Below are 17,901 nucleotides of genomic sequence, written 5' to 3'. Positions count from 1 at the left end.
TATACCATAGGGGGTAAAAAGATGAGTGTTAAATCATTACAAGCAAAAGATGTTGCAGAGAAAGTTTTATTCGGAGAGTTGTTTATTTTAGATGTTCGTAATGAGACGGATTATGAAGATTGGAAAATTGAAGGGAAACAAATCTCATCTATAAATAAACCGTATTTTGATTTGTTAGATGGTGTAGATCATATTGTAAGTGAATTACCTAAAGATAAAGATGTTTTAGTAGTATGCGCAAAAGAAGGGTCTTCTATATTTGTGGCAGAGCAATTAACAGAGGCTGGATTAGAAAATATTTATTATTTAGCTGGTGGTATGAAGGCATGGAGTGAATATGTAAAGCCTGTAAAAGTTGGAGATTTAAAAAATGGCGGAAGTATGTATCAGTTTAACCGTCTTGGAAAAGGCTGTTTATCTTATATGGTCGTTTCAAACGGTGAAGCAGCAGTTATTGATGCAGTAAGAACAGTTGAAGCGTATGAAGAATTTGCGAAAGAGCATGCTGTTACGATTACGAATGTAATGGATACACATTTACATGCAGACCATATTTCTGGAGGACGTAAGTTAGCGGAAAAAGTAGGTGGTACGTATTGGTTACCGCCAAAAGATGCGGAGGAAGTTGTTTTCTCATACGAACCGCTTGTTGAAGGATCTGTTATTACGGTGGGGGGTACTAAAATTGAAATTGACGCATTATACTCACCAGGGCATACGATTGGAAGTACATCATTTGTTGTAGATAATTCCTATTTATTATCAGGCGATATTTTATTTGTAGATTCAATCGGGCGACCGGACCTTGCTGGGAAGGCTGAAGATTGGGTAAGTGATTTACGTAATACTTTGTATAGCCGATATAAAGAACTATCTCAAAGTTTAATTGTGTTACCGGCTCATTATTCAAAAATAAGTGAAATGGACGAAAGTGGTATTGTTAGTGCAAAATTAAAAGATTTATTTGAGCATAATGCAGGTTTAAATATTGAGGATGAGGGAGAGTTCCGTAAAGTTGTAACAGAGAATTTACCACCTCAACCGAATGCATATCAAGAAATTCGTCAAACAAATATGGGACAATTAAACCCAAATGAAGACGAAGAGCGTGAAATGGAGATTGGTCCAAACCGTTGTGCTGTTCATAATTAATTCGGTTTCAAATGAAATAAAAACAGGAGGTATATGAAATGAATGCCAAGCAAGTATTAGATGTAAAAGGATTAGCGTGTCCAATGCCAATTGTAAAAACAAAGAAGGCAATGGAAGCATTACAATCAGGAGAAGTGTTAGAAGTACACGTAACAGATAAAGGTGCGATTAAAGATATTCCAGCATGGTCACAAACAGGCGGTCATGAAGTGTTAAAGCATACAGAAGAAAAAGGCGAAATAAAGTTCTGGATTAAGAAGGCTTAATGATAAAAACAGGAGGTATATGAGATGAATGTAAAGCAAGTATTAGATGTAAAAGGATTAGCATGTCCAATGCCAATTGTAAAAACAAAGAAGGCAATGGAGGCATTACAATCAGGAGAAGTGTTAGAAGTACACGTAACAGATAAAGGTGCGATCAAAGATATTCCAGCATGGTCACAAACAGGCGGTCATGAAGTGTTAAAGCATACAGAAGAAGATGGCGAATTAAAGTTCTGGATCAAGAAAGCATAGCATTTCAATAATAGGCGGAGGAGCAAATCATCTGCTTATTATTGAAAGTAAAGAGGATAATCATATATGTTTTATATAGTTATACCCCTAATAGTATTGGTACTGGGAAGTTTAGTAAAACGTTACATTCCCGTTTTAAATGTTGCATCTATTTCGTTAGAACAAGTAAGGAAAATGGAAAGTGTTATTGTAGATGTACGAAATTATACAGAGAGCGACAGTGATAACAATTCTAGAATTATGTGTATACCATATGCGTATTTAAAACGGTATTATCATGAAATACCAAATAAGCCTTTGCATCTTATTGTTCATAATAAAGTGGATCGGAATTTAAGTATCCGCTTTTTAAGAAAGAAGGGGTTCCATATTCAAAGTTATAGTATGTATTTGGATAGGAAAAAAGTATAGAAGGAGTTTGAATAGCTTTATGGATGTGAAGACAATATTGAATATAATCTTAATTGTACTTGTATCGTGGTTTATTATTTCTCGATTCTTACCAGCTAGAGGAGTAAAAAATATTTCAGGAAAAGAATTAAAACGTATGATGGGACAAAATAATAAGCAATTTATTGATGTGCGAACAGCTGGTGAATATAGAGGGAACAATATTAAAGGGTTTCGGAATATCCCATTAAATGAACTAGCTAATAAGGCGCAACAATTAGATAAACAGAAAGAAGTTATTGTTCTTTGTCAAAGTGGAATGAGAAGTAAGCAGGCTGCAAAAGTATTAAAAAAATTAGGATTTCAGCACGTTATCAATGTTTCAGGCGGTATGAATGGTTTGTGAGGAGGAAATGTAAAATGAAAGAAATGACAGCAAAAGAATTAGAAGAAAAATTGTTACGTAAAGAAGCAGTAAATATCGTAGACGTACGTGAAGTAGAAGAAGTAGCTGAAGGGAAAATTCCAGAAGCGTGTAACATTCCACTAGGACTGTTAGAATTTCGTATGCATGATTTGGATAAAAAGAAAGAATATATTATCGTTTGTCGTTCTGGCGGAAGAAGTGCACGAGCTGTTCAGTTTTTAGAAAGTTACGGTTTTCAAGTGATCAATATGGTAGGTGGTATGTTAGCTTGGGAAGGGAAGGGAAGGTAAAGTAGAGTAGAGCGAAAATAAACGATTTTTTATAACAATCAAAATACCCCTATAGGTAATTCGGAGGAGAGAAAACATGGAACAAAAAAAAACAACAATCGTTTTATTTAGCGGAGATTATGATAAAGCGATGGCTGCTTATATTATTGCAAATGGTGCAGCGGCGTATGATCAAGAGGTAACTATTTTTCATACTTTCTGGGGATTAAATGCTTTAAGGAAAGATGAACATGTAGAGGTAAAGAAAACTTTCATAGAAAAAATGTTTGGAAAGATGATGCCACGCGGCGCTGATAAGATGGGATTATCTAAAATGAATTTTGCTGGTATGGGACCAAAGATGATTAAAGGTATTATGAAAAAACATAATGCGATGCCGTTACCAGATTTAATTGATTTGGCGAAAGAACAGGGGATTAAACTTGTAGCTTGTCAAATGACAGTAGATTTATTAGGGTTAAAAGAGGAAGAGATTATGGAAGGGGTAGAGTTTGCAGGAGTAGGAGCTTATTTAGCAGATGCTTCGGATGGGAATGTAAACTTATTCATTTAAATCACCTTCTTTTTAGAAGGCGGGGGATATAAGGTGAGTTTAGTCGTATTACTTTTTATAATTGGGTTTATAGGATCGTTTATATCAGGAATGGTTGGAATTGGCGGTGCGATTATTAATTATCCGATGATCTTATACATTCCGGTATTGCTAGGATTTACTGGCTATACTGCACATGAAGTGAGTGGTATTACAGCGGTGCAAGTATTCTTTGCAACTTTTGCAGGGGCATGGGCTTATCGGAAAAGTAATGATATGGATAAAACGCTCGTTGTGTATATGGGAGCTAGTATATTAATAGGAAGTTTCATAGGTAGTTTTGGTGCTAATGCATTAGAGGAACATACGGTCAATGTTGTTTATGCAGCGTTAGCAACAATTGCTGCTATTATGATGTTCGTACCGAAACGAAATAATGGTGATGAATTGAAATATAATAAATGGATAGCAAGTTTGTTAGCATTTATTGTAGGCGGAGCATCAGGCATTATAGGTGCTGGAGGTTCGTTCCTTTTAGTTCCGATTATGCTAGTTATTTTAAAATTGCCGATACGTACAACGATAGCAACATCTATCGCTATTACGTTTATTTCTTCAGTAGGGATTACAACTGGAAAAGTAATAACTGGACAAGTAGTTGTAATTCCAGCTCTTATTATTGCGATTGCAAGTATCTTTGCAGCGCCGCTTGGAGCGCAAGTAGGGAAAAAGATCAATCAAAAAGCACTGCAATATATGTTATCGATTTTGATTGTAGGTACAGCTATTAAGATGTGGATTGATATGATATTGAAATAAAAGGATGGCGCTGCTTGCAGCCCATCCTTTTATTTATGCCCAAATCACTTTCATTAAGTTTTTATATTCGTCATTTGCTAATTTATATAGCATTCTCGTATGTTCAAAGACAAGTGCTGGATTAAAGTTTGGCTCTGAGAATGCAAGAGATGTTGAAATATCAATTGCATTTTGCTTGTTTAATGTGAATTTTGCAAATCGATAAGATGTATTTAATTCATTAATGGTATGTAAAACATCATTTGTTGCTGCTTCATTAGGTACGTGAGCAACATTGAAGCAGTATATATCTACAGTAGGATGTTCGTTTTGGAAAGCAGCGATAAGTTGAATTTTTGCGCCAGCTTCTGTCTCTAATCCTACTGAAAAATGAACAGAACCATCATTTTCATCTATATTTTCTTCCATGTATATATCGTTTGATTTTAAGTAGTCTTTAAAATCTGAGATGTTATGTTTTACTGCAGCTTTCATATGTATGAGCCCCCTGATAATTGGAATAGATTGCTACTATTTATTATAATTTAAAAATATTAAAAAAGATAGTTAGAAAGTTCTGATTTTTAATTGTGACGGAATAAAAAGAAGCAGTACTCTACCTCCATAGAGAACTGCTTCTTTATTATTCATTGTCGTTAGACGATGTTTCTGTATCTTCATTGCTATTTTTATTTTTCATTTCATTGTTACTTGATTCGCGTTCACTTGTATTTTCAGACTTAGATTCTTTTGTTTTCTCTGTACTTGTTTTTTTCGAATCAGAGTCTGTTTTTGTATATGCAGGTAATCCAAGATGAGTACGAAGATCGTTTGTAACCTTTGCTAATTCTTTTTTATCTGGATTGTAGTAATACGTTCGGCCGCCACCAGCGGATTTGCTACATGTATCGTCCCCTTTTTCCATATAGCAGTCGTCACCTTGAATTTGTAATTTCTCGATTTCTGAATCCGATCCGTACTTATAGAATGAAAGCATATCATCAAATGTTAAGTTTGTAACGAATTGTCCGTTAATATCATCAATGATGTTGCCAACTTTTGTTACAGAACCAACACTTGTTAGTTTCTTTAAAATAGCCTCGATAACGAGTTGTTGACGTTGTCCACGCATTGCATCACTATCGATGTGTCTTGTCCTAGCAAGAGCAAGAGCTTCTTCGCCATTTAACTTTTGAACACCTTTTTCTAGGTGAATTGCCTCTGCATTATCATTGCTATCTTGCTCAGTAAATTCGACTGGTACATCAACTTCAATACCGCCCAAGTCATCGACGATTTTTATAAATGATTTAAAGTTAAATTTCACAAAATAATCGACAGGAACATTCATTAATTTTTCAACTGCATCAATACTTGCTTGTGGTCCACCATTTTTTCCATTTTTAGCAGAACCGAATGCATGAGCGTGTGTAATTTTATCTTTTTTCTTTTCTATTGGAATATAAGTATATGTGTCACGTGGGATACTTAATAGTTTTACAGTTTTGCTATCTTTATTAAACGTTGCAAGCAACAGCGCATCTGTTCTAATAGCTTCACCATATTCTTTTCCTCGGACATCGCTTTCATCAACACCCATTACTAAGACAGAGACATTGTTTGTAATAGGTTTTACAGCTCTATCACGTAAATCAGATTTATCACCGCGCGCTAAATCATGTGCGGCATTTCGAACAGCAGAAGATGCTTTATTTACTAAAAACCAAGTATAACCGCCGCCTATTAATAAAACGAATAGTATAGCGCTTATAATAACTTTTATTTTTTTCTTATTTTTTTTCGGGTTACTGCGTGTATTTTCTTGCAAAGATGGGTTTTGCTCCATTTCCTGTACTCCTTCATTTGGATTGAAATACGACACTCATATCCACTTATTATAATGAAATTTAGCGAAAAAAAACATTACAAATCATTTACATTTCGTAAAAATTCAATTTATTTATAAAAAGTCAGATTTTATATATTTTATTTTTCAGATGTAGAATAAGTATAAGGTTTTTTAGTAGAAATGAAAATATGTATTGTGAGAAAGTAATAGAGAAGTAAGATTTGTTGAAATATAGCCAAGAAGAAATGAATAGGTTTACTTGTTTCTTCTATATAATAAAGAAGAATTTGACGGATAAAGGAGAGAGCGTAATGAATCATACATCATTCCGAGCAATTGTTGTGAACGAAACAGAAAATAAGCAGTTTGTAAGAAACATTGTAGCGAGAGAAGTAAGTAGTTTACCTGAAGGGGACGTATTTATACAGGTTCATTATTCTTCATTAAATTATAAAGATGCTCTTTCAGCCACAGGCAATAAAGGTGTTACGAGAACATATCCTCATACGCCAGGAATTGATGCAGCAGGAGTGGTTGTGAGTAGTAAAGATGCTACTATTAAGGCAGGAGATCAAGTCATTGTAACGGGATATGATTTAGGGATGAATACTTCTGGTGGTTTCGGAGAATATATTCGCGTACCAGCATCTTGGATTGTCCCTTTACCAGAGGGAATGTCATTAAAGGAAAGTATGATGTACGGGACAGCAGGTTTTACAGCTGCTTTATCAGTATATAAGCTTATTAGAGCAGGTATAACGCCAAGTATGGGAGATGTACTAGTAACGGGTGCTACAGGCGGCGTAGGAAGTGTAGCTGTTAGTATTTTAAGTAAGCTAGGGTTTAGCGTAGTAGGAGCGACAGGGAAAATGGAAGAGGAAGAGATGCTACTACGTCTAGGAGCGAAAAGGGTGATTCATCGCGCAGAATTGAATGATGGATCAGGAAGACCAATGTTAAAAGGAATATACGCAGGGGTTATCGATACTGTAGGTGGACATATGTTAGAAATAGCTTTAAAAACGGTAAAGTATGGCGGGTGCATAACGACATGCGGTAATGTGGCAGGCCATGAATTACAAACAACGGTATATCCGTTTATTTTGCGAGGCATAAGCCTGTTAGGGGTAGATTCTGTACAGTGCCCAGTAGATGTGAGAAGAGATGTATGGACGCTTCTAGCAAATGAATGGGAAAACAAAGAGTTACTATCTTATACAGAAGAATGTACATTAGAAGAATTAGATGAGAAGTTTACACTTATATTGCAAGGAAAGTTAAAAGGAAGAACGGTTATAAATATGAAATAAAAAAAGAGACGCTAACGTAAGCGTCTCTTTCTTATTATAATGATTGTTTTAAATTGACTTTACCTTGTTCACCTAAAACACCATCAGCGATATTTACAGCGTGATCGCCAATGCGCTCTAAGTTACTTACCATATCAACGAAGATGATACTTGCATCACCTGAACAACTACGTTCGTTCAGACGTAATACGTGACGTTTACGAAGAACACGTTCCATTTGGTCGATTTTACGTTCTTTTGCAATAACTGTTTGAGCTAGTTCAGTATCGAAGTTTGTTAAAGCTTCAACTGCGTCTTGTAATGTTGAAATCGTTAACTCAAGCATTTCATTTAATTCAGCTAGTGCTTCGTTTGATAGGGAAACACGGTTTGAAATTTGGAAATCAACAAGTTCTACAAGGTTTTCTACATGATCACCGACACGTTCAATATCGCCAACGACACCTGCTAAAACGGAATGTTTTTCAGAATCTGTAGGTGAAAGCGGCTTTTCTGATAGTAAAACTAAATACTCGGTAATTTTTTTATCTAAGTTGTTAATAGCTCCTTCTAATTGAGTAGCCATGTCAGCGTGTTTTTTATCTTGTGTGTTTAAAAATTGGTTTGCTTCTTTTAATCCATGTAATGAAAACTCAGCCATACGAATAATCTCTTTTTGTGCTTCAGTTAAAGCAATAGCTGGAGATTGTTCAATAAAGATTGGATTTAAATGTTGCGGTTTGAAATCAATAGCAGCATCTTCCCCGCGAATAATTTTCGTTACAATCCATGCTAATACAGCGATGAATGGGAACTGAATAATTGTATTCGTTACGTTAAATGTTCCGTGTGCAAATGCAATTGTCATCTCTGGATTTAAGTTTAATGACGTTTGGAAGTATTGAATTAAATTTGTAAAAGGTATTAATAAAATTGTAAAGATGATTGTACCGACAATATTAAAGATAACGTGAACTAATGCTGCGCGTCTTGCAGCAATTGAAGTACCGATTGCTGCTAATACAGCTGTAATTGTTGTACCGATGTTATCACCAAACAATACAGGAAGGGCAGCTTGTAAATCGATTGCACCTTGACCGAATAGTTCTTGTAAAATACCGATTGTTGCACTTGAGCTTTGTACAATTAAAGTGAAGACTGTACCAACAACAATACCTAAAATTGGATTATCACTCATGCTAACCGTTAATTCTTGGAATGATTCTAAAGAGCGAAGAGGCTTCATACCTGTGCTCATTAGTTCTAAACCGAAGAATAACATACCAAAACCGAATATAACTTGACCTAAAGAATGTACTTTTTTATTTTTAAAGAAGAATAGTAAGATAGCTCCAACTGCCATAATTGGAAGAGCATATTCTCCGATTTTAATTCCAATAATAAATGCAGTAACTGTCGTACCGATGTTCGCACCCATAATAACACCGATTGCTTGTCTTAATGTCATAAACCCAGCACTTACAAGTCCGACTGTTAAAGCGGTTGTTCCTGAACTTGATTGGATTAATACGGTAACTAACATACCTGCTAGTACACCCATCAGTGGGTTTGTTGTAAAGCGATCTAGAATATCACGAAGACGATCTCCAGCAGCTTGTTGCAGTCCATCGCCCATGTATTTAATTCCGAATAAGAAAATACCTAATCCACCAATGAACTGGAAGATCATATCTTGAACATTGTATTCCACGCATTCCACTCCTTAAATTTCATGTACGATGTAATTATTAACTAAACCGTGAGCCACTGTAAACGATTTATCAGTAAAATTTACACTAAATTTACAAAGGGATAAAAAGTTTACAATTCTTTAAAGAAACAGCTGTATTTTATTGGTTTTTATCTTTTGTAAATCGTATTTTTGTAAAGAAATCACACTCTTTAGAATAGTGTTTTTCATTTGTATATGAAGGAAAGCGTCTGTGAGTTCATCGTATATTTTTTGATGAAAGGTAAAAAAATATGTAGGAAAATGCATGTAGTTTTATAAAATCAAAAATACGTAAAAAAGCCACTGGAATTATCCAGCAGCTTTTTCCGTATTTTTATCACCATGCTTTTGTTTTTTTACACTTGTAATGTAAATGAACAGGAAAGCAATAAGTAGTAGAGAGGAATAACGATATACAGTTGCGTAGTTTGTAAAATGTGCAATGAATCCAAAAATAATCGCGCCAGCACCAATTCCAAGGTCAAATGCTGAGAAGAATGTAGCTGTTGCGACTCCTCGTCGGTGCGGTGCTACTCGGTCAATCATCCACGCTTGTAGTGCAGGTTGAATCGCTCCGAAACCACTTCCGTAGCATGCTGCTGCAATAATTAAGCTTGGAATGGTAGTTGTATACGACAATAAAATAATCCCTGTAAACGTAATAATAACTCCTGGAATAATTACGAAAGAATGACCTTTCGCATCATATAACTTTCCGGAAAATGGACGAGTAACAGCGATTGCAAGTGCATTAAATAAGAAGAAGAGGCTTATATCAGCAATGCCGACTTCCGTAGCAAATAACGTAATAAAGCTTCCGATTCCCCCGTACATTAATGTAATACATAATATTAATAATGAAGGAAGTAAAGCTTTACGCTCAATAAATCCATCGAGAAAGGTACCAGATGTTTGCTGTGGTGATTGCGGCGATTTTTTGATTTGAAGTAGTTTCGTTAATATTAATGAAACAATTGTACAGGAAAGTGCACATAAAAAAAGAATCGTGAAGTTATATGTTTGCATAAGCCAAAGTCCGATAAGTGGACCGAGCGCCATTGCAATCGTTCCAGAAAGACCGAAATATCCCATGCCTTCACCGCGGCGAGCTTGCGGAATTAAATCGGAAACGACAGTTCCATATGTAGTCGTTGTAATACCAAAACCAGCTCCGTGTAAAATTCGAACGGCAAGCAATAGGAAAACAGTTGAAGCGAAAAGATAACTACCCATAGCGAGTAAACAAATAGCAGTACCGATCATTAAAATGATTTTTTTGCTGAATTTTTGCAAGGCATTTCCAGTTAGCGGTCTAACAAAAAGTGCCGCAACAGTAAACATACCGACAACAAATCCAATATTGGAACTTGTACCTCCAATTTCTTTCACATAAACAGGTAAAGTCGGAATTAACATTTGAAATCCTAAAAACATACATAAGTTTGCTAGAATTAGCGCGACAAATTCTTTCGTCCATAACGGTTCTCGTTTTACGAGTATTGCTTCTCCCATATATTCATCCCCTATATAAAAAATTTCTCTTTTCTTTCGAGTATATGTATTGGCCAATGTAACAGTCAAGGAAGGTGCCTTGAAAACGTACAACAATTTTCGAGGTAAAAAACTGACAAATTTGTGGAAAGACTACACAACTATGAAAAAAAGATGTAAAGTATAGATGTATAGACTGGTAGTTGTTATGAATGATAGAAATTGTTTTTTCTTTAAAGAAAGCGGATTCAAAAAGTAGTGAATGAGAAGGGGATATATACTTTTTCGCTACATATATTTGAAAAGGTTTACAATATGATGAAGAAAGAGGCGTGTACATATGAGACGATTAGGTATTTCTATTTATCCAGAACATTCAACAGTAGAGAAAGATAAAGAGTATTTAACATTAGCAAGTAAATACGGATTTACTCGTGTATTTACATGTTTATTATCTGTAGATGGTGAAAAAGAGAAAATTATAGAAGAGTTTAAAGAAACGATTTCTCATGCAAATGCATTAGGATTCCAAGTGTTAGTTGATATTAGTCCAGCTGTTTTTGAGCAATTAGGTATTTCATATAACGATTTATCGTTTTTCCATGAACTAGGTGCGTACGGTATTCGTTTAGATGTTGGTTTCTCAGGATTAGAAGAATCAATTATGACGTACAATCCGTATGGCTTAAAAATTGAGATCAATATGAGTAACGGTACGAAGTATGTAGATAACATTATGAGTCATAGACCAAATCGCGAAAATTTAATTGGTTGCCATAATTTTTATCCGCATCGTTATTCTGGATTATCATATGATCATTTTATGAAATGCTCGAAACAATTTAAAGATTACGGTATGAGAACGGCTGCTTTTATTTCATCATTTGATGCAACATATGGACCTTGGCCAGTAACAGAAGGATTATGTACGTTAGAGCAGCATCGTGAATTACCAATGACAACACAAGCGAAGCATTTATTTGCAACAGAATTAATTGATGATGTTATTATTGCGAATGCTTATGCATCAGAAGTAGAATTACAAGCACTAGGTGCATTAAATAAAGAGAAACAAACATTTGATATAGAGTTATATGATACAACGACAGAACTAGAAAAAATTATCGTATTAGACGAACCTCATTTTTATCGCGGGGATGTATCTGAATATATGATTCGCTCTACACAAAGCCGTGTGAAATATAAAAAAGAAGAGTTTAAACCTCATCATACACGTGAAATTAAGCGCGGCGATCTTCTAATTGATAATGAGCAATATGGCCAATATAAAGGTGAATTGCAAATTGCATTAAAAGATATGGTGAATACAGGAAAAACAAATGTAGTTGGTCGAATTGTAGAAGAAGAGATTTTCTTATTAGATTATTTGCAAGCATGGGATAAATTCGGATTTACATTAAAGAAATAGATAAAATAAAAGGGAAAAACTACTGATTTCAGCAGCTTTTTCCTTTTTATATATAAATTGCGAGAGGAAGAGCTATGACAAAGGTGCATCAGCGATTAGTTTCTATTTTAGAGGAGTTTTTAGAAGAGAAATCGATGTTAAATCGAGCTTTTTTAGCGAGCCGTTTACATGTATCAACGAAGACGATTCAAAAAGATATAAAATTATTAAATGATATATTGGAAGAAAATGGAGCGAAAATTGAATCGCAAAGAGGGACTGGATACGAACTAGAAATTATACAAGCGAAGAAGTTTGAAGAGTTTTGCGTGAGTCTATTTCAAAAACAGACGGAAAAGATCCCAACTTCTTACGAAGAAAGGATAGCTTACATTCTACAACGTATTTTAACGACAGATGGGTATGTGAAGCTTTCACAGTTAGCAGAGGAGATTTATGTAAGTAAATCGACTGTAAATTTAATTATGAAAGATGTGACAGATATATGTGGTCGCTATCAATTACAAATTGAAAAGAGACCGTATTATGGTATACGTATTGTCGGAGAGGAGTTTCATATTCGTTCTTGTTTATCACAATATGGTTTACCGCGTTATGACCATACTCCGTTTCATGAGCAATTTGAGCAGAATGATACATACTTATCGTTACCTCATATACCGCTTATCCGTTCGATTATATTAAAGTATATCGAAGGAGGAACGATATACTTATCAGATATAGAAATTGATAATTTAGTCATTCATATTGCAATTGCATTAAAGCGTTGTGAAGATCAACATTATATGAAAGGACTACATGTAGAGCAAGCTGAACTTATAATAAAGAAAGAATATACAATTGCGAAAGAGATTTTAGAGGATTTAGAGAAAGAGTTGCATCTTTCATTTCCAGAAGAAGAAGTTTTATATGTGACGATGCATTTATTAAGTACTGCTGTTACAGCGAAAGATCGTTATGAAAATGTGGAAGAACTATTAGGAAAAGATTTATATGCATTCATGCAACATATTCTTTTTAAAGTAGCGGAAGAACGGAATCTTATTTTTTATTATGATGAAGAATTATTATTTGGGTTTGGTGTTCATTTAAAAACGTTATTAAATCGTTTGAAGTATAAGTTAAATACGAGAAATCCTCTTTTGGCAGAAGTGAAAAAGAATTATCCGTATGCTTTTGAAATTGCGGTTCTCGTTGGAGATATAATTGGTGAATATACGGGAGAATCGATTCCGGAAAGTGAAATTGGTTATATTGCGATTCACTTCGGCGGAGCGATGAGTCGTTTACAGGAACAGAATCAAAAGAAAAGATGTTTATTAGTTTGTGCAACTGGTCAAGGAAGTGCCCAACTATTGAAATATAAAATTCTATCACAGTTCCGAGATAAATTAGAGATTGTGGGAATTACCGGTTATTATCAATTGAAAGTAGAAGACCTTTATAAAGATAAAATAGATTGTATTATTAGTACGATTCATATACCAAGTGGTTTACCTGTGCCTGTTATAAAAGTAAACTCAATATTTGATGATAAAGAGATTAAGTCAATTGGTCAGCAGTTATTTACGCATGTGAATACTAGTGTACAGCAATATATGAAGGAAGATTTAATCTTTTTAAATCACAATGCTTCTACGAAGGAAGAGGTTATCCGATTTTTATGTGAGAAAGCTGCTGAGAAAAACTATGTACCAGAACACTTTTATGACTCTGTTATGGAAAGAGAGAATACATCCCCTACAGCGGTTGGGAATTTAGTTGCGATTCCACATCCGATGCAGTTATTAAGTGAGAAAACATTTTTGATGTTTTGTACACTTAATAAAGCGGTTGACTGGGGAGATAAGAAAGTACAAGTTATTATTTTATTTAGTGTAAAGCGCAATAATAATGAAGATTTACAAAAGCTTTATGATTTTTTATATGATATTATGTCTAATCAAAATACGATAGAGAAATTAGCTCAGGCTGAAGTGGTTAAAGATTTTCAAGAGATATTATTATCGTTATAAGAGAAGTATATAAAAACTTCCGTTACACAACGGAAGTTTTTTATGTTTAATTGTATGCGTTTTCATAATAAGATAACAATATAGAAAAAAGATGGCTTGGGGGAATTTAAAATGACTGATATGCAAACTCCATTTGCGTTAATTTTACATGGTGGCAACGCGAGAAGCGCGTCACTTGAAGCAATTGCTTTTGCAAGACAGGGAGATTTTGAGAGTGCGAGTGAAAAGATGAAACTTGCTAGTGAAGAAATTTCAGCAGCTCATCGTATTCAAACGGACTTAATTCAAGAAGAAGCAAGAGGAAATCATGCGGAAATCAGTTTACTGTTAGTGCATGCACAAGATCATTTAATGAATGCAATTACAGTGAAAGAACTTGCTGAAGAATTTATTACTCTTCATAAACGAGTAGAAGAGAAAGTGACAGTATAAGATGTACATTTTATTATGTTGTGCAGCAGGCATGTCAACGAGTATGGTTGTAAGAAAAATGCAAGAAGAGGCAATGAAACAAGGGAAGGATTATAAAATTAAAGCAGTTGATTCAGAACTTGTGAAACTGGAAATAAAAAATGCTGATGTTGTTTTAATTGGGCCACAGGTGAAATATTTATTTCCAGCCGTAGAGTTTCTTGCAAATTCATACAATATACCAGTTGCGATTATAGACCAACGAGATTATGGTATGTGTGATGGTTTGAAAGTACTGAAACAAGCAGAACAATTAGTTTTAGCATAATTATATTTTTTTAAATATAAACATTATAATGTTATAACTTTATTTCGTCCTTTCATAGAAAAGAGAAAGAGGAGGGGTTTTGATGAATGGATTTATGAGTTTTATGGAACAAAAGATTATGCCAACAACACAAAAGATTGCCGGACAGCGACATTTATTAGCAATTCGAAACGGGGTTATTTCTACATTACCGTTAACGATTGTCGGGTCATTTTTCGTTATCTTTTTAAACTTACCAATTGATGCATATATGGAGTGGATTGCACCGTTTCGCCATATTTTAGATATTCCATTCCGATTTACAGTAGGACTAATGGCATTATATGCAGCATTTGGGGTAGGGGCTTCGCTCGCGAATTTTTATCAGCTCAATCAATTAAGTGCAGGGTTATTATCTGTACTCGCCTTTTTACTAGCATCGGTTGAACCAATTCAAATTACGAAAGCTGTACCAGGTGTTATTGATGCAGGTAGATATATTTCAGTAGGAACATTAAGTGCCACATCTTTATTCGGCGCAATTGTTACAGCTTTAATTGCAGTAGAAATTTATCACTTTATGATTAAGCATAATATCTCAATTAAATTACCAGATAGTGTACCACCAGCAGTTTCAAATTCGTTTGCAGCATTAATTCCAACGTTAGCAGTTATTCTTTTATTCTGGGGCATTCGCTACGGTTTGAAATTTGATGTAAATACAACAATCACATATTTAATCGCACCACTAAAATCAGTATTAGTAGGAAATAATTTATTCGGCGGTTTATTAACAGTATTCTTAATCGTATTCTTCTGGTCATTCGGTATACATGGCCCTGCGATTTTAGGACCGATCATTCGTCCAATGTGGGATTCTGCAATTCTTGAAAATATGGAAGTATTCACAGCTACAGGAAATGCACATCAATTACCAAACTTATTTACAGAGCAATTTATTCAATGGTTCGTATGGATCGGTGGATCAGGCTCAACGTTAGCTTTAGTAATTATGTTTATGTTCTCTAAATCTAAGTTCTTAAAAGAGTTAGGTAGATTATCATTCGTGCCAGGCTTATTCAATATTAATGAACCAATTATTTTCGGGGCACCAATTGTAATGAACCCAATCTTAATTATTCCGTTCGTAATTACACCGTTAGTTACAACGACAGTATCATATTTCGCAGTTGTTTCAGGTATGATTCCGATGATGATGGCGAAATTGCCATTTACGATGTTAGCGCCAATTGCAGCGATTATTAGTACGGACTGGACAATTATGGCTGGTGTACTTGTACTTGTTAACTTTGTTATCTCATTCGTTATTTACTATCCGTTCTTCAAAATGTATGAGAAACAACAATTAGCAGGAGAGGAGAAAACAGAATGCTCGGAGCAATTATCATCTTAATTACATTTGTAGCGGGGCAGTGTATTGCACATTATTCAAAATGGGTACAAAGTAAATCTTTATTAGTTTTACTACTAGTATCAATTGTATTTATCGGTAGTTCAATGGGTGCCTATGTAATGCTAAGCTTACAATCACCGTACGTAATTGTTGTACCAACGATTTTATGTGCAACATGTTTATCTGCAAAATATAGATTTACGAGCATGGCATTAATACAACGTGTGAAGGAGATGCAAAAGCATGGAGCGTAAATTAGGAATTTCACTTTATCCAGAGCATTCAACGAAAGAAAAAGATATGGCATACATTTCGGCAGCGGCACGCCACGGTTTTTCAAGAATATTCACTTGTTTATTATCTGTGAATCGTCCGAAAGAAGAGATTGTAGCTGAATTTAAAGAAATTATTCATCACGCAAAAGATAACAATATGGAAGTTATTTTAGATGTAGCTCCAGCTGTCTTTGATCAGCTCGGTATTAGTTATAGTGATCTATCATTCTTCGCAGAGTTAGGTGCAGACGGTATTCGATTAGATTTAGGGTTTGACGGATTAACTGAAGCGAAAATGACGAATAATCCGTACGGCTTAAAAATTGAGCTGAACGTAAGTAACGATATTGCTTACTTAGAAAATATTCTTTCGCATCAAGCGAATAAGTCAGCTTTAATCGGTTGTCATAACTTCTATCCGCAAAAATTTACTGGACTTCCGTACGACTATTTCATTCGCTGTAGTGAACGCTTTAAAAAACATGGTATTCGCACGGCAGCGTTTATTACGTCACATGCAGCTAACATCGGCCCATGGGATATTAACGACGGATTATGTACATTAGAACAGCATCGTAACTTACCGATTGAAGTACAAGCGAAACATTTATGGGCGACAGGGCTTATTGATGACGTTATTATCGGAAATGCTTATGCGAGTGAAGAAGAGTTAGAGAAACTAGGAAACTTAAATCGTTACATGTTACAGCTGAAAGTAAACTTTGTAGACGAGGCGACTGAAGTAGAGAAGAGAGCCACGCTGCAAGAATTACACGTAAGACGCGGTGACATAACAGAATATATGGTACGTTCTACAGAAGTACGTAAAAAGTACAAAGACTATGACTTCCCGGTGCGCGAAAGCGTACTGCAGGAAAGAGGCCAAGTTGTAATTGGTAACAACTCATTTGGTAAGTATAAAGGCGAATTACAAATCATTCTAAAAGAAATGCCGATAGATGAACGAAAAAATATTGTCGGTACAATTGCAGAAGAAGAGTTATTCTTACTAGATTATGTAGGAGCTTGGACGCAGTTTACTTGTGTGGAATAGGGGAGTGAAAAAAGAGGATGCTGTGGCATCCTCTTTTTTCTGTTGAAATGGTAGTCTATTGATTCTTCCATTAACAAGGATTTTATACAGAGATAGTGCTTATATTCGTTCAACCGTTATTGAGGTGTTAGCAAAAATAGGGGGAGCAGACTTGTAAATAGTCTATATTGAAGCTTTGCATGATAGAAATGCGATGGTGAAATATGAAGCTGTTCGAGCTATTTATATGTATGGCGACGAAATGGCAATGAGACCAATTTGCGAACGTGTGAATAAAATTGTCGCTAGAAGACGTAAAAATGAAGTAGAGCCTACGGATGAATCAGAGGTTATCATTGCTCTTCGTTTCTTACATAAGTTTGTTGATCAGGAAGAAGTTTTAAAGACATTTGATAAAGTGTACAAAAAACGTGGAAACTTGTTTATGTCGGAGAGGGAGTGGCTTCGAGATAATATTGCTTACTTCCAAGAGAAAGAATGTAAGCATCAAAAAAAGAGTCAGCCTCAATGAGACTGACTCTTTTTTTA

At 35.0% G+C, this 17,901-nt stretch carries 20 protein-coding genes and 1 pseudogene; 17 read left to right on the top strand and 4 right to left on the bottom strand.

Features of this window, described 5'->3' with window-relative positions; genetic code table 11:
- Positions 1–21 precede the first annotated feature (21 nt).
- The 8 genes from ACTFNE_RS22185 to ACTFNE_RS22150 all read left to right on the top strand — a co-directional run bounded on the left by ACTFNE_RS22185 (position 22) and on the right by ACTFNE_RS22150 (position 4,128).
- Positions 22–1,152, top strand: a complete 1,131-nt coding sequence (locus ACTFNE_RS22185) for an MBL fold metallo-hydrolase (RefSeq protein ID WP_046198866.1) — start codon at positions 22–24, stop codon at positions 1,150–1,152.
- A gap of 38 nt (positions 1,153–1,190) precedes the next feature.
- Positions 1,191–1,418 carry a sulfurtransferase TusA family protein gene (locus ACTFNE_RS22180; protein ID WP_046198865.1) on the top strand — a complete coding sequence of 76 codons (228 nt, stop codon included), beginning with the start codon at positions 1,191–1,193 and terminating at the stop codon, positions 1,416–1,418.
- A gap of 24 nt (positions 1,419–1,442) precedes the next feature.
- Positions 1,443–1,670, top strand: coding sequence for a sulfurtransferase TusA family protein (locus tag ACTFNE_RS22175; RefSeq protein WP_001101369.1), 228 nt, complete (start codon positions 1,443–1,445; stop codon positions 1,668–1,670).
- A 66-nt stretch (positions 1,671–1,736) separates the two neighbouring features.
- Positions 1,737–2,081 carry a sulfurtransferase gene (locus ACTFNE_RS22170; protein WP_071726426.1) on the top strand — a complete coding sequence of 115 codons (345 nt, stop codon included), beginning with the start codon at positions 1,737–1,739 and terminating at the stop codon, positions 2,079–2,081.
- Between the two features lie 19 nt (positions 2,082–2,100).
- Positions 2,101–2,466 (top strand): rhodanese-like domain-containing protein, encoded by a 366-nt coding sequence (locus ACTFNE_RS22165; RefSeq protein WP_000382692.1) that lies wholly within the window; start codon positions 2,101–2,103, stop codon positions 2,464–2,466.
- A 14-nt stretch (positions 2,467–2,480) separates the two neighbouring features.
- Entirely contained in the window at positions 2,481–2,777 is a 297-nt protein-coding gene (locus tag ACTFNE_RS22160) for a rhodanese-like domain-containing protein (protein ID WP_046198863.1), read from the top strand.
- A gap of 76 nt (positions 2,778–2,853) precedes the next feature.
- A complete protein-coding gene (locus ACTFNE_RS22155; RefSeq protein ID WP_029437546.1) occupies positions 2,854–3,330 on the top strand; it encodes a DsrE/DsrF/DrsH-like family protein in 477 nt (158 codons plus the stop codon).
- A gap of 33 nt (positions 3,331–3,363) precedes the next feature.
- Positions 3,364–4,128 carry a sulfite exporter TauE/SafE family protein gene (locus ACTFNE_RS22150; RefSeq protein ID WP_046198862.1) on the top strand — a complete coding sequence of 255 codons (765 nt, stop codon included), beginning with the start codon at positions 3,364–3,366 and terminating at the stop codon, positions 4,126–4,128.
- Between the two features lie 33 nt (positions 4,129–4,161).
- Here ACTFNE_RS22150 and ACTFNE_RS22145 read toward each other — a convergent pair whose 3' ends face one another.
- Both ACTFNE_RS22145 and ACTFNE_RS22140 read right to left on the bottom strand, forming a co-directional pair.
- Positions 4,162–4,602, bottom strand: a complete 441-nt coding sequence (locus tag ACTFNE_RS22145; RefSeq protein ID WP_000642365.1) for a YbjN domain-containing protein — start codon at positions 4,600–4,602, stop codon at positions 4,162–4,164.
- Positions 4,603–4,750: 148 nt separating this feature from the next.
- On the bottom strand, positions 4,751–5,953 hold the full coding sequence (locus tag ACTFNE_RS22140) for an LCP family protein (protein ID WP_000437431.1): 1,203 nt from the start codon (positions 5,951–5,953) through the stop codon (positions 4,751–4,753).
- 314 nt (positions 5,954–6,267) lie between these two features.
- On the opposite strand from ACTFNE_RS22140, the gene ACTFNE_RS22135 reads away from it, so the two are divergent.
- Positions 6,268–7,266 (top strand): YhdH/YhfP family quinone oxidoreductase, encoded by a 999-nt coding sequence (locus tag ACTFNE_RS22135; RefSeq protein WP_046198861.1) that lies wholly within the window; start codon positions 6,268–6,270, stop codon positions 7,264–7,266.
- 34 nt (positions 7,267–7,300) lie between these two features.
- Here ACTFNE_RS22135 and ACTFNE_RS22130 read toward each other — a convergent pair whose 3' ends face one another.
- Together ACTFNE_RS22130 and ACTFNE_RS22125 are read right to left on the bottom strand one after the other, a co-directional pair.
- A complete protein-coding gene (locus ACTFNE_RS22130) occupies positions 7,301–8,956 on the bottom strand; it encodes a Na/Pi cotransporter family protein (protein WP_000456258.1) in 1,656 nt (551 codons plus the stop codon).
- Between the two features lie 330 nt (positions 8,957–9,286).
- Positions 9,287–10,489: an MFS transporter gene (locus ACTFNE_RS22125; RefSeq protein WP_000503265.1), complete on the bottom strand. Its 1,203-nt coding sequence runs from the start codon at positions 10,487–10,489 to the stop codon at positions 9,287–9,289.
- Between the two features lie 319 nt (positions 10,490–10,808).
- Here ACTFNE_RS22125 and ACTFNE_RS22120 point away from each other — a divergent pair, with 319 nt between their 5' ends.
- The 8 genes and pseudogenes from ACTFNE_RS22120 to ACTFNE_RS22085 form a co-directional block, all read left to right on the top strand.
- Positions 10,809–11,897 carry a DUF871 domain-containing protein gene (locus tag ACTFNE_RS22120; protein ID WP_001253343.1) on the top strand — a complete coding sequence of 363 codons (1,089 nt, stop codon included), beginning with the start codon at positions 10,809–10,811 and terminating at the stop codon, positions 11,895–11,897.
- A 74-nt stretch (positions 11,898–11,971) separates the two neighbouring features.
- Positions 11,972–13,912, top strand: a complete 1,941-nt coding sequence (locus ACTFNE_RS22115) for a BglG family transcription antiterminator (protein WP_046198860.1) — start codon at positions 11,972–11,974, stop codon at positions 13,910–13,912.
- Between the two features lie 111 nt (positions 13,913–14,023).
- Positions 14,024–14,344 carry a PTS lactose/cellobiose transporter subunit IIA gene (locus ACTFNE_RS22110; protein WP_046198859.1) on the top strand — a complete coding sequence of 107 codons (321 nt, stop codon included), beginning with the start codon at positions 14,024–14,026 and terminating at the stop codon, positions 14,342–14,344.
- A 1-nt stretch (position 14,345) separates the two neighbouring features.
- Complete coding sequence (locus ACTFNE_RS22105; RefSeq protein WP_000275647.1) at positions 14,346–14,651, top strand: PTS sugar transporter subunit IIB; 306 nt, start codon at positions 14,346–14,348, stop codon at positions 14,649–14,651.
- 82 nt (positions 14,652–14,733) lie between these two features.
- Positions 14,734–16,044, top strand: a complete 1,311-nt coding sequence (locus ACTFNE_RS22100; RefSeq protein ID WP_001013054.1) for a PTS sugar transporter subunit IIC — start codon at positions 14,734–14,736, stop codon at positions 16,042–16,044.
- Positions 16,020–16,298: a hypothetical protein gene (locus ACTFNE_RS22095; protein ID WP_046198858.1), complete on the top strand. Its 279-nt coding sequence runs from the start codon at positions 16,020–16,022 to the stop codon at positions 16,296–16,298. Before ACTFNE_RS22100 ends, ACTFNE_RS22095 begins: the two co-directional genes overlap by 25 nt.
- The gene (locus ACTFNE_RS22090; protein ID WP_046198857.1) at positions 16,288–17,373 is read left to right on the top strand and encodes a DUF871 domain-containing protein; all 1,086 of its coding nucleotides are present in this window, start codon (positions 16,288–16,290) and stop codon (positions 17,371–17,373) included. The genes ACTFNE_RS22095 and ACTFNE_RS22090 overlap by 11 nt, the downstream gene beginning before the upstream one ends.
- 61 nt (positions 17,374–17,434) lie before the next feature.
- Positions 17,435–17,884: pseudogene (locus ACTFNE_RS22085) on the top strand (HEAT repeat domain-containing protein); the annotation flags it as partial.
- Between the last annotated feature and the right edge of the window lie 17 nt (positions 17,885–17,901).

Source organism: Bacillus cereus group sp. MYBKT111-2 (assembly GCF_051915205.1).
Classification (GTDB): domain Bacteria; phylum Bacillota; class Bacilli; order Bacillales; family Bacillaceae_G; genus Bacillus_A; species Bacillus_A paranthracis.
Note: the sequence above shows the minus strand (reverse complement) of the source record. Positions and strands in the feature narration are given on the sequence as shown.

What these genes read in the sequence shown, in the direction of transcription:
- ACTFNE_RS22165 (WP_000382692.1), top strand. Translation starts at nt 2,101, where the DNA reads ATGGATGTGAAGACAATATTGAATATAATCTTAATTGTACTTGTATCG.
- ACTFNE_RS22100 (WP_001013054.1), top strand. Translation starts at nt 14,734, where the DNA reads ATGAATGGATTTATGAGTTTTATGGAACAAAAGATTATGCCAACAACA.
- ACTFNE_RS22140 (WP_000437431.1), bottom strand. Translation starts at nt 5,953, where the DNA reads ATGGAGCAAAACCCATCTTTGCAAGAAAATACACGCAGTAACCCGAAA.
- ACTFNE_RS22095 (WP_046198858.1), top strand. Translation starts at nt 16,020, where the DNA reads ATGCTCGGAGCAATTATCATCTTAATTACATTTGTAGCGGGGCAGTGT.
- ACTFNE_RS22160 (WP_046198863.1), top strand. Translation starts at nt 2,481, where the DNA reads ATGAAAGAAATGACAGCAAAAGAATTAGAAGAAAAATTGTTACGTAAA.
- ACTFNE_RS22185 (WP_046198866.1), top strand. Translation starts at nt 22, where the DNA reads ATGAGTGTTAAATCATTACAAGCAAAAGATGTTGCAGAGAAAGTTTTA.
- ACTFNE_RS22115 (WP_046198860.1), top strand. Translation starts at nt 11,972, where the DNA reads ATGACAAAGGTGCATCAGCGATTAGTTTCTATTTTAGAGGAGTTTTTA.
- ACTFNE_RS22145 (WP_000642365.1), bottom strand. Translation starts at nt 4,602, where the DNA reads ATGAAAGCTGCAGTAAAACATAACATCTCAGATTTTAAAGACTACTTA.
- ACTFNE_RS22090 (WP_046198857.1), top strand. Translation starts at nt 16,288, where the DNA reads ATGGAGCGTAAATTAGGAATTTCACTTTATCCAGAGCATTCAACGAAA.
- ACTFNE_RS22105 (WP_000275647.1), top strand. Translation starts at nt 14,346, where the DNA reads ATGTACATTTTATTATGTTGTGCAGCAGGCATGTCAACGAGTATGGTT.
- ACTFNE_RS22175 (WP_001101369.1), top strand. Translation starts at nt 1,443, where the DNA reads ATGAATGTAAAGCAAGTATTAGATGTAAAAGGATTAGCATGTCCAATG.
- ACTFNE_RS22180 (WP_046198865.1), top strand. Translation starts at nt 1,191, where the DNA reads ATGAATGCCAAGCAAGTATTAGATGTAAAAGGATTAGCGTGTCCAATG.
- ACTFNE_RS22110 (WP_046198859.1), top strand. Translation starts at nt 14,024, where the DNA reads ATGACTGATATGCAAACTCCATTTGCGTTAATTTTACATGGTGGCAAC.
- ACTFNE_RS22125 (WP_000503265.1), bottom strand. Translation starts at nt 10,489, where the DNA reads ATGGGAGAAGCAATACTCGTAAAACGAGAACCGTTATGGACGAAAGAA.
- ACTFNE_RS22120 (WP_001253343.1), top strand. Translation starts at nt 10,809, where the DNA reads ATGAGACGATTAGGTATTTCTATTTATCCAGAACATTCAACAGTAGAG.
- ACTFNE_RS22155 (WP_029437546.1), top strand. Translation starts at nt 2,854, where the DNA reads ATGGAACAAAAAAAAACAACAATCGTTTTATTTAGCGGAGATTATGAT.
- ACTFNE_RS22135 (WP_046198861.1), top strand. Translation starts at nt 6,268, where the DNA reads ATGAATCATACATCATTCCGAGCAATTGTTGTGAACGAAACAGAAAAT.
- ACTFNE_RS22170 (WP_071726426.1), top strand. Translation starts at nt 1,737, where the DNA reads ATGTTTTATATAGTTATACCCCTAATAGTATTGGTACTGGGAAGTTTA.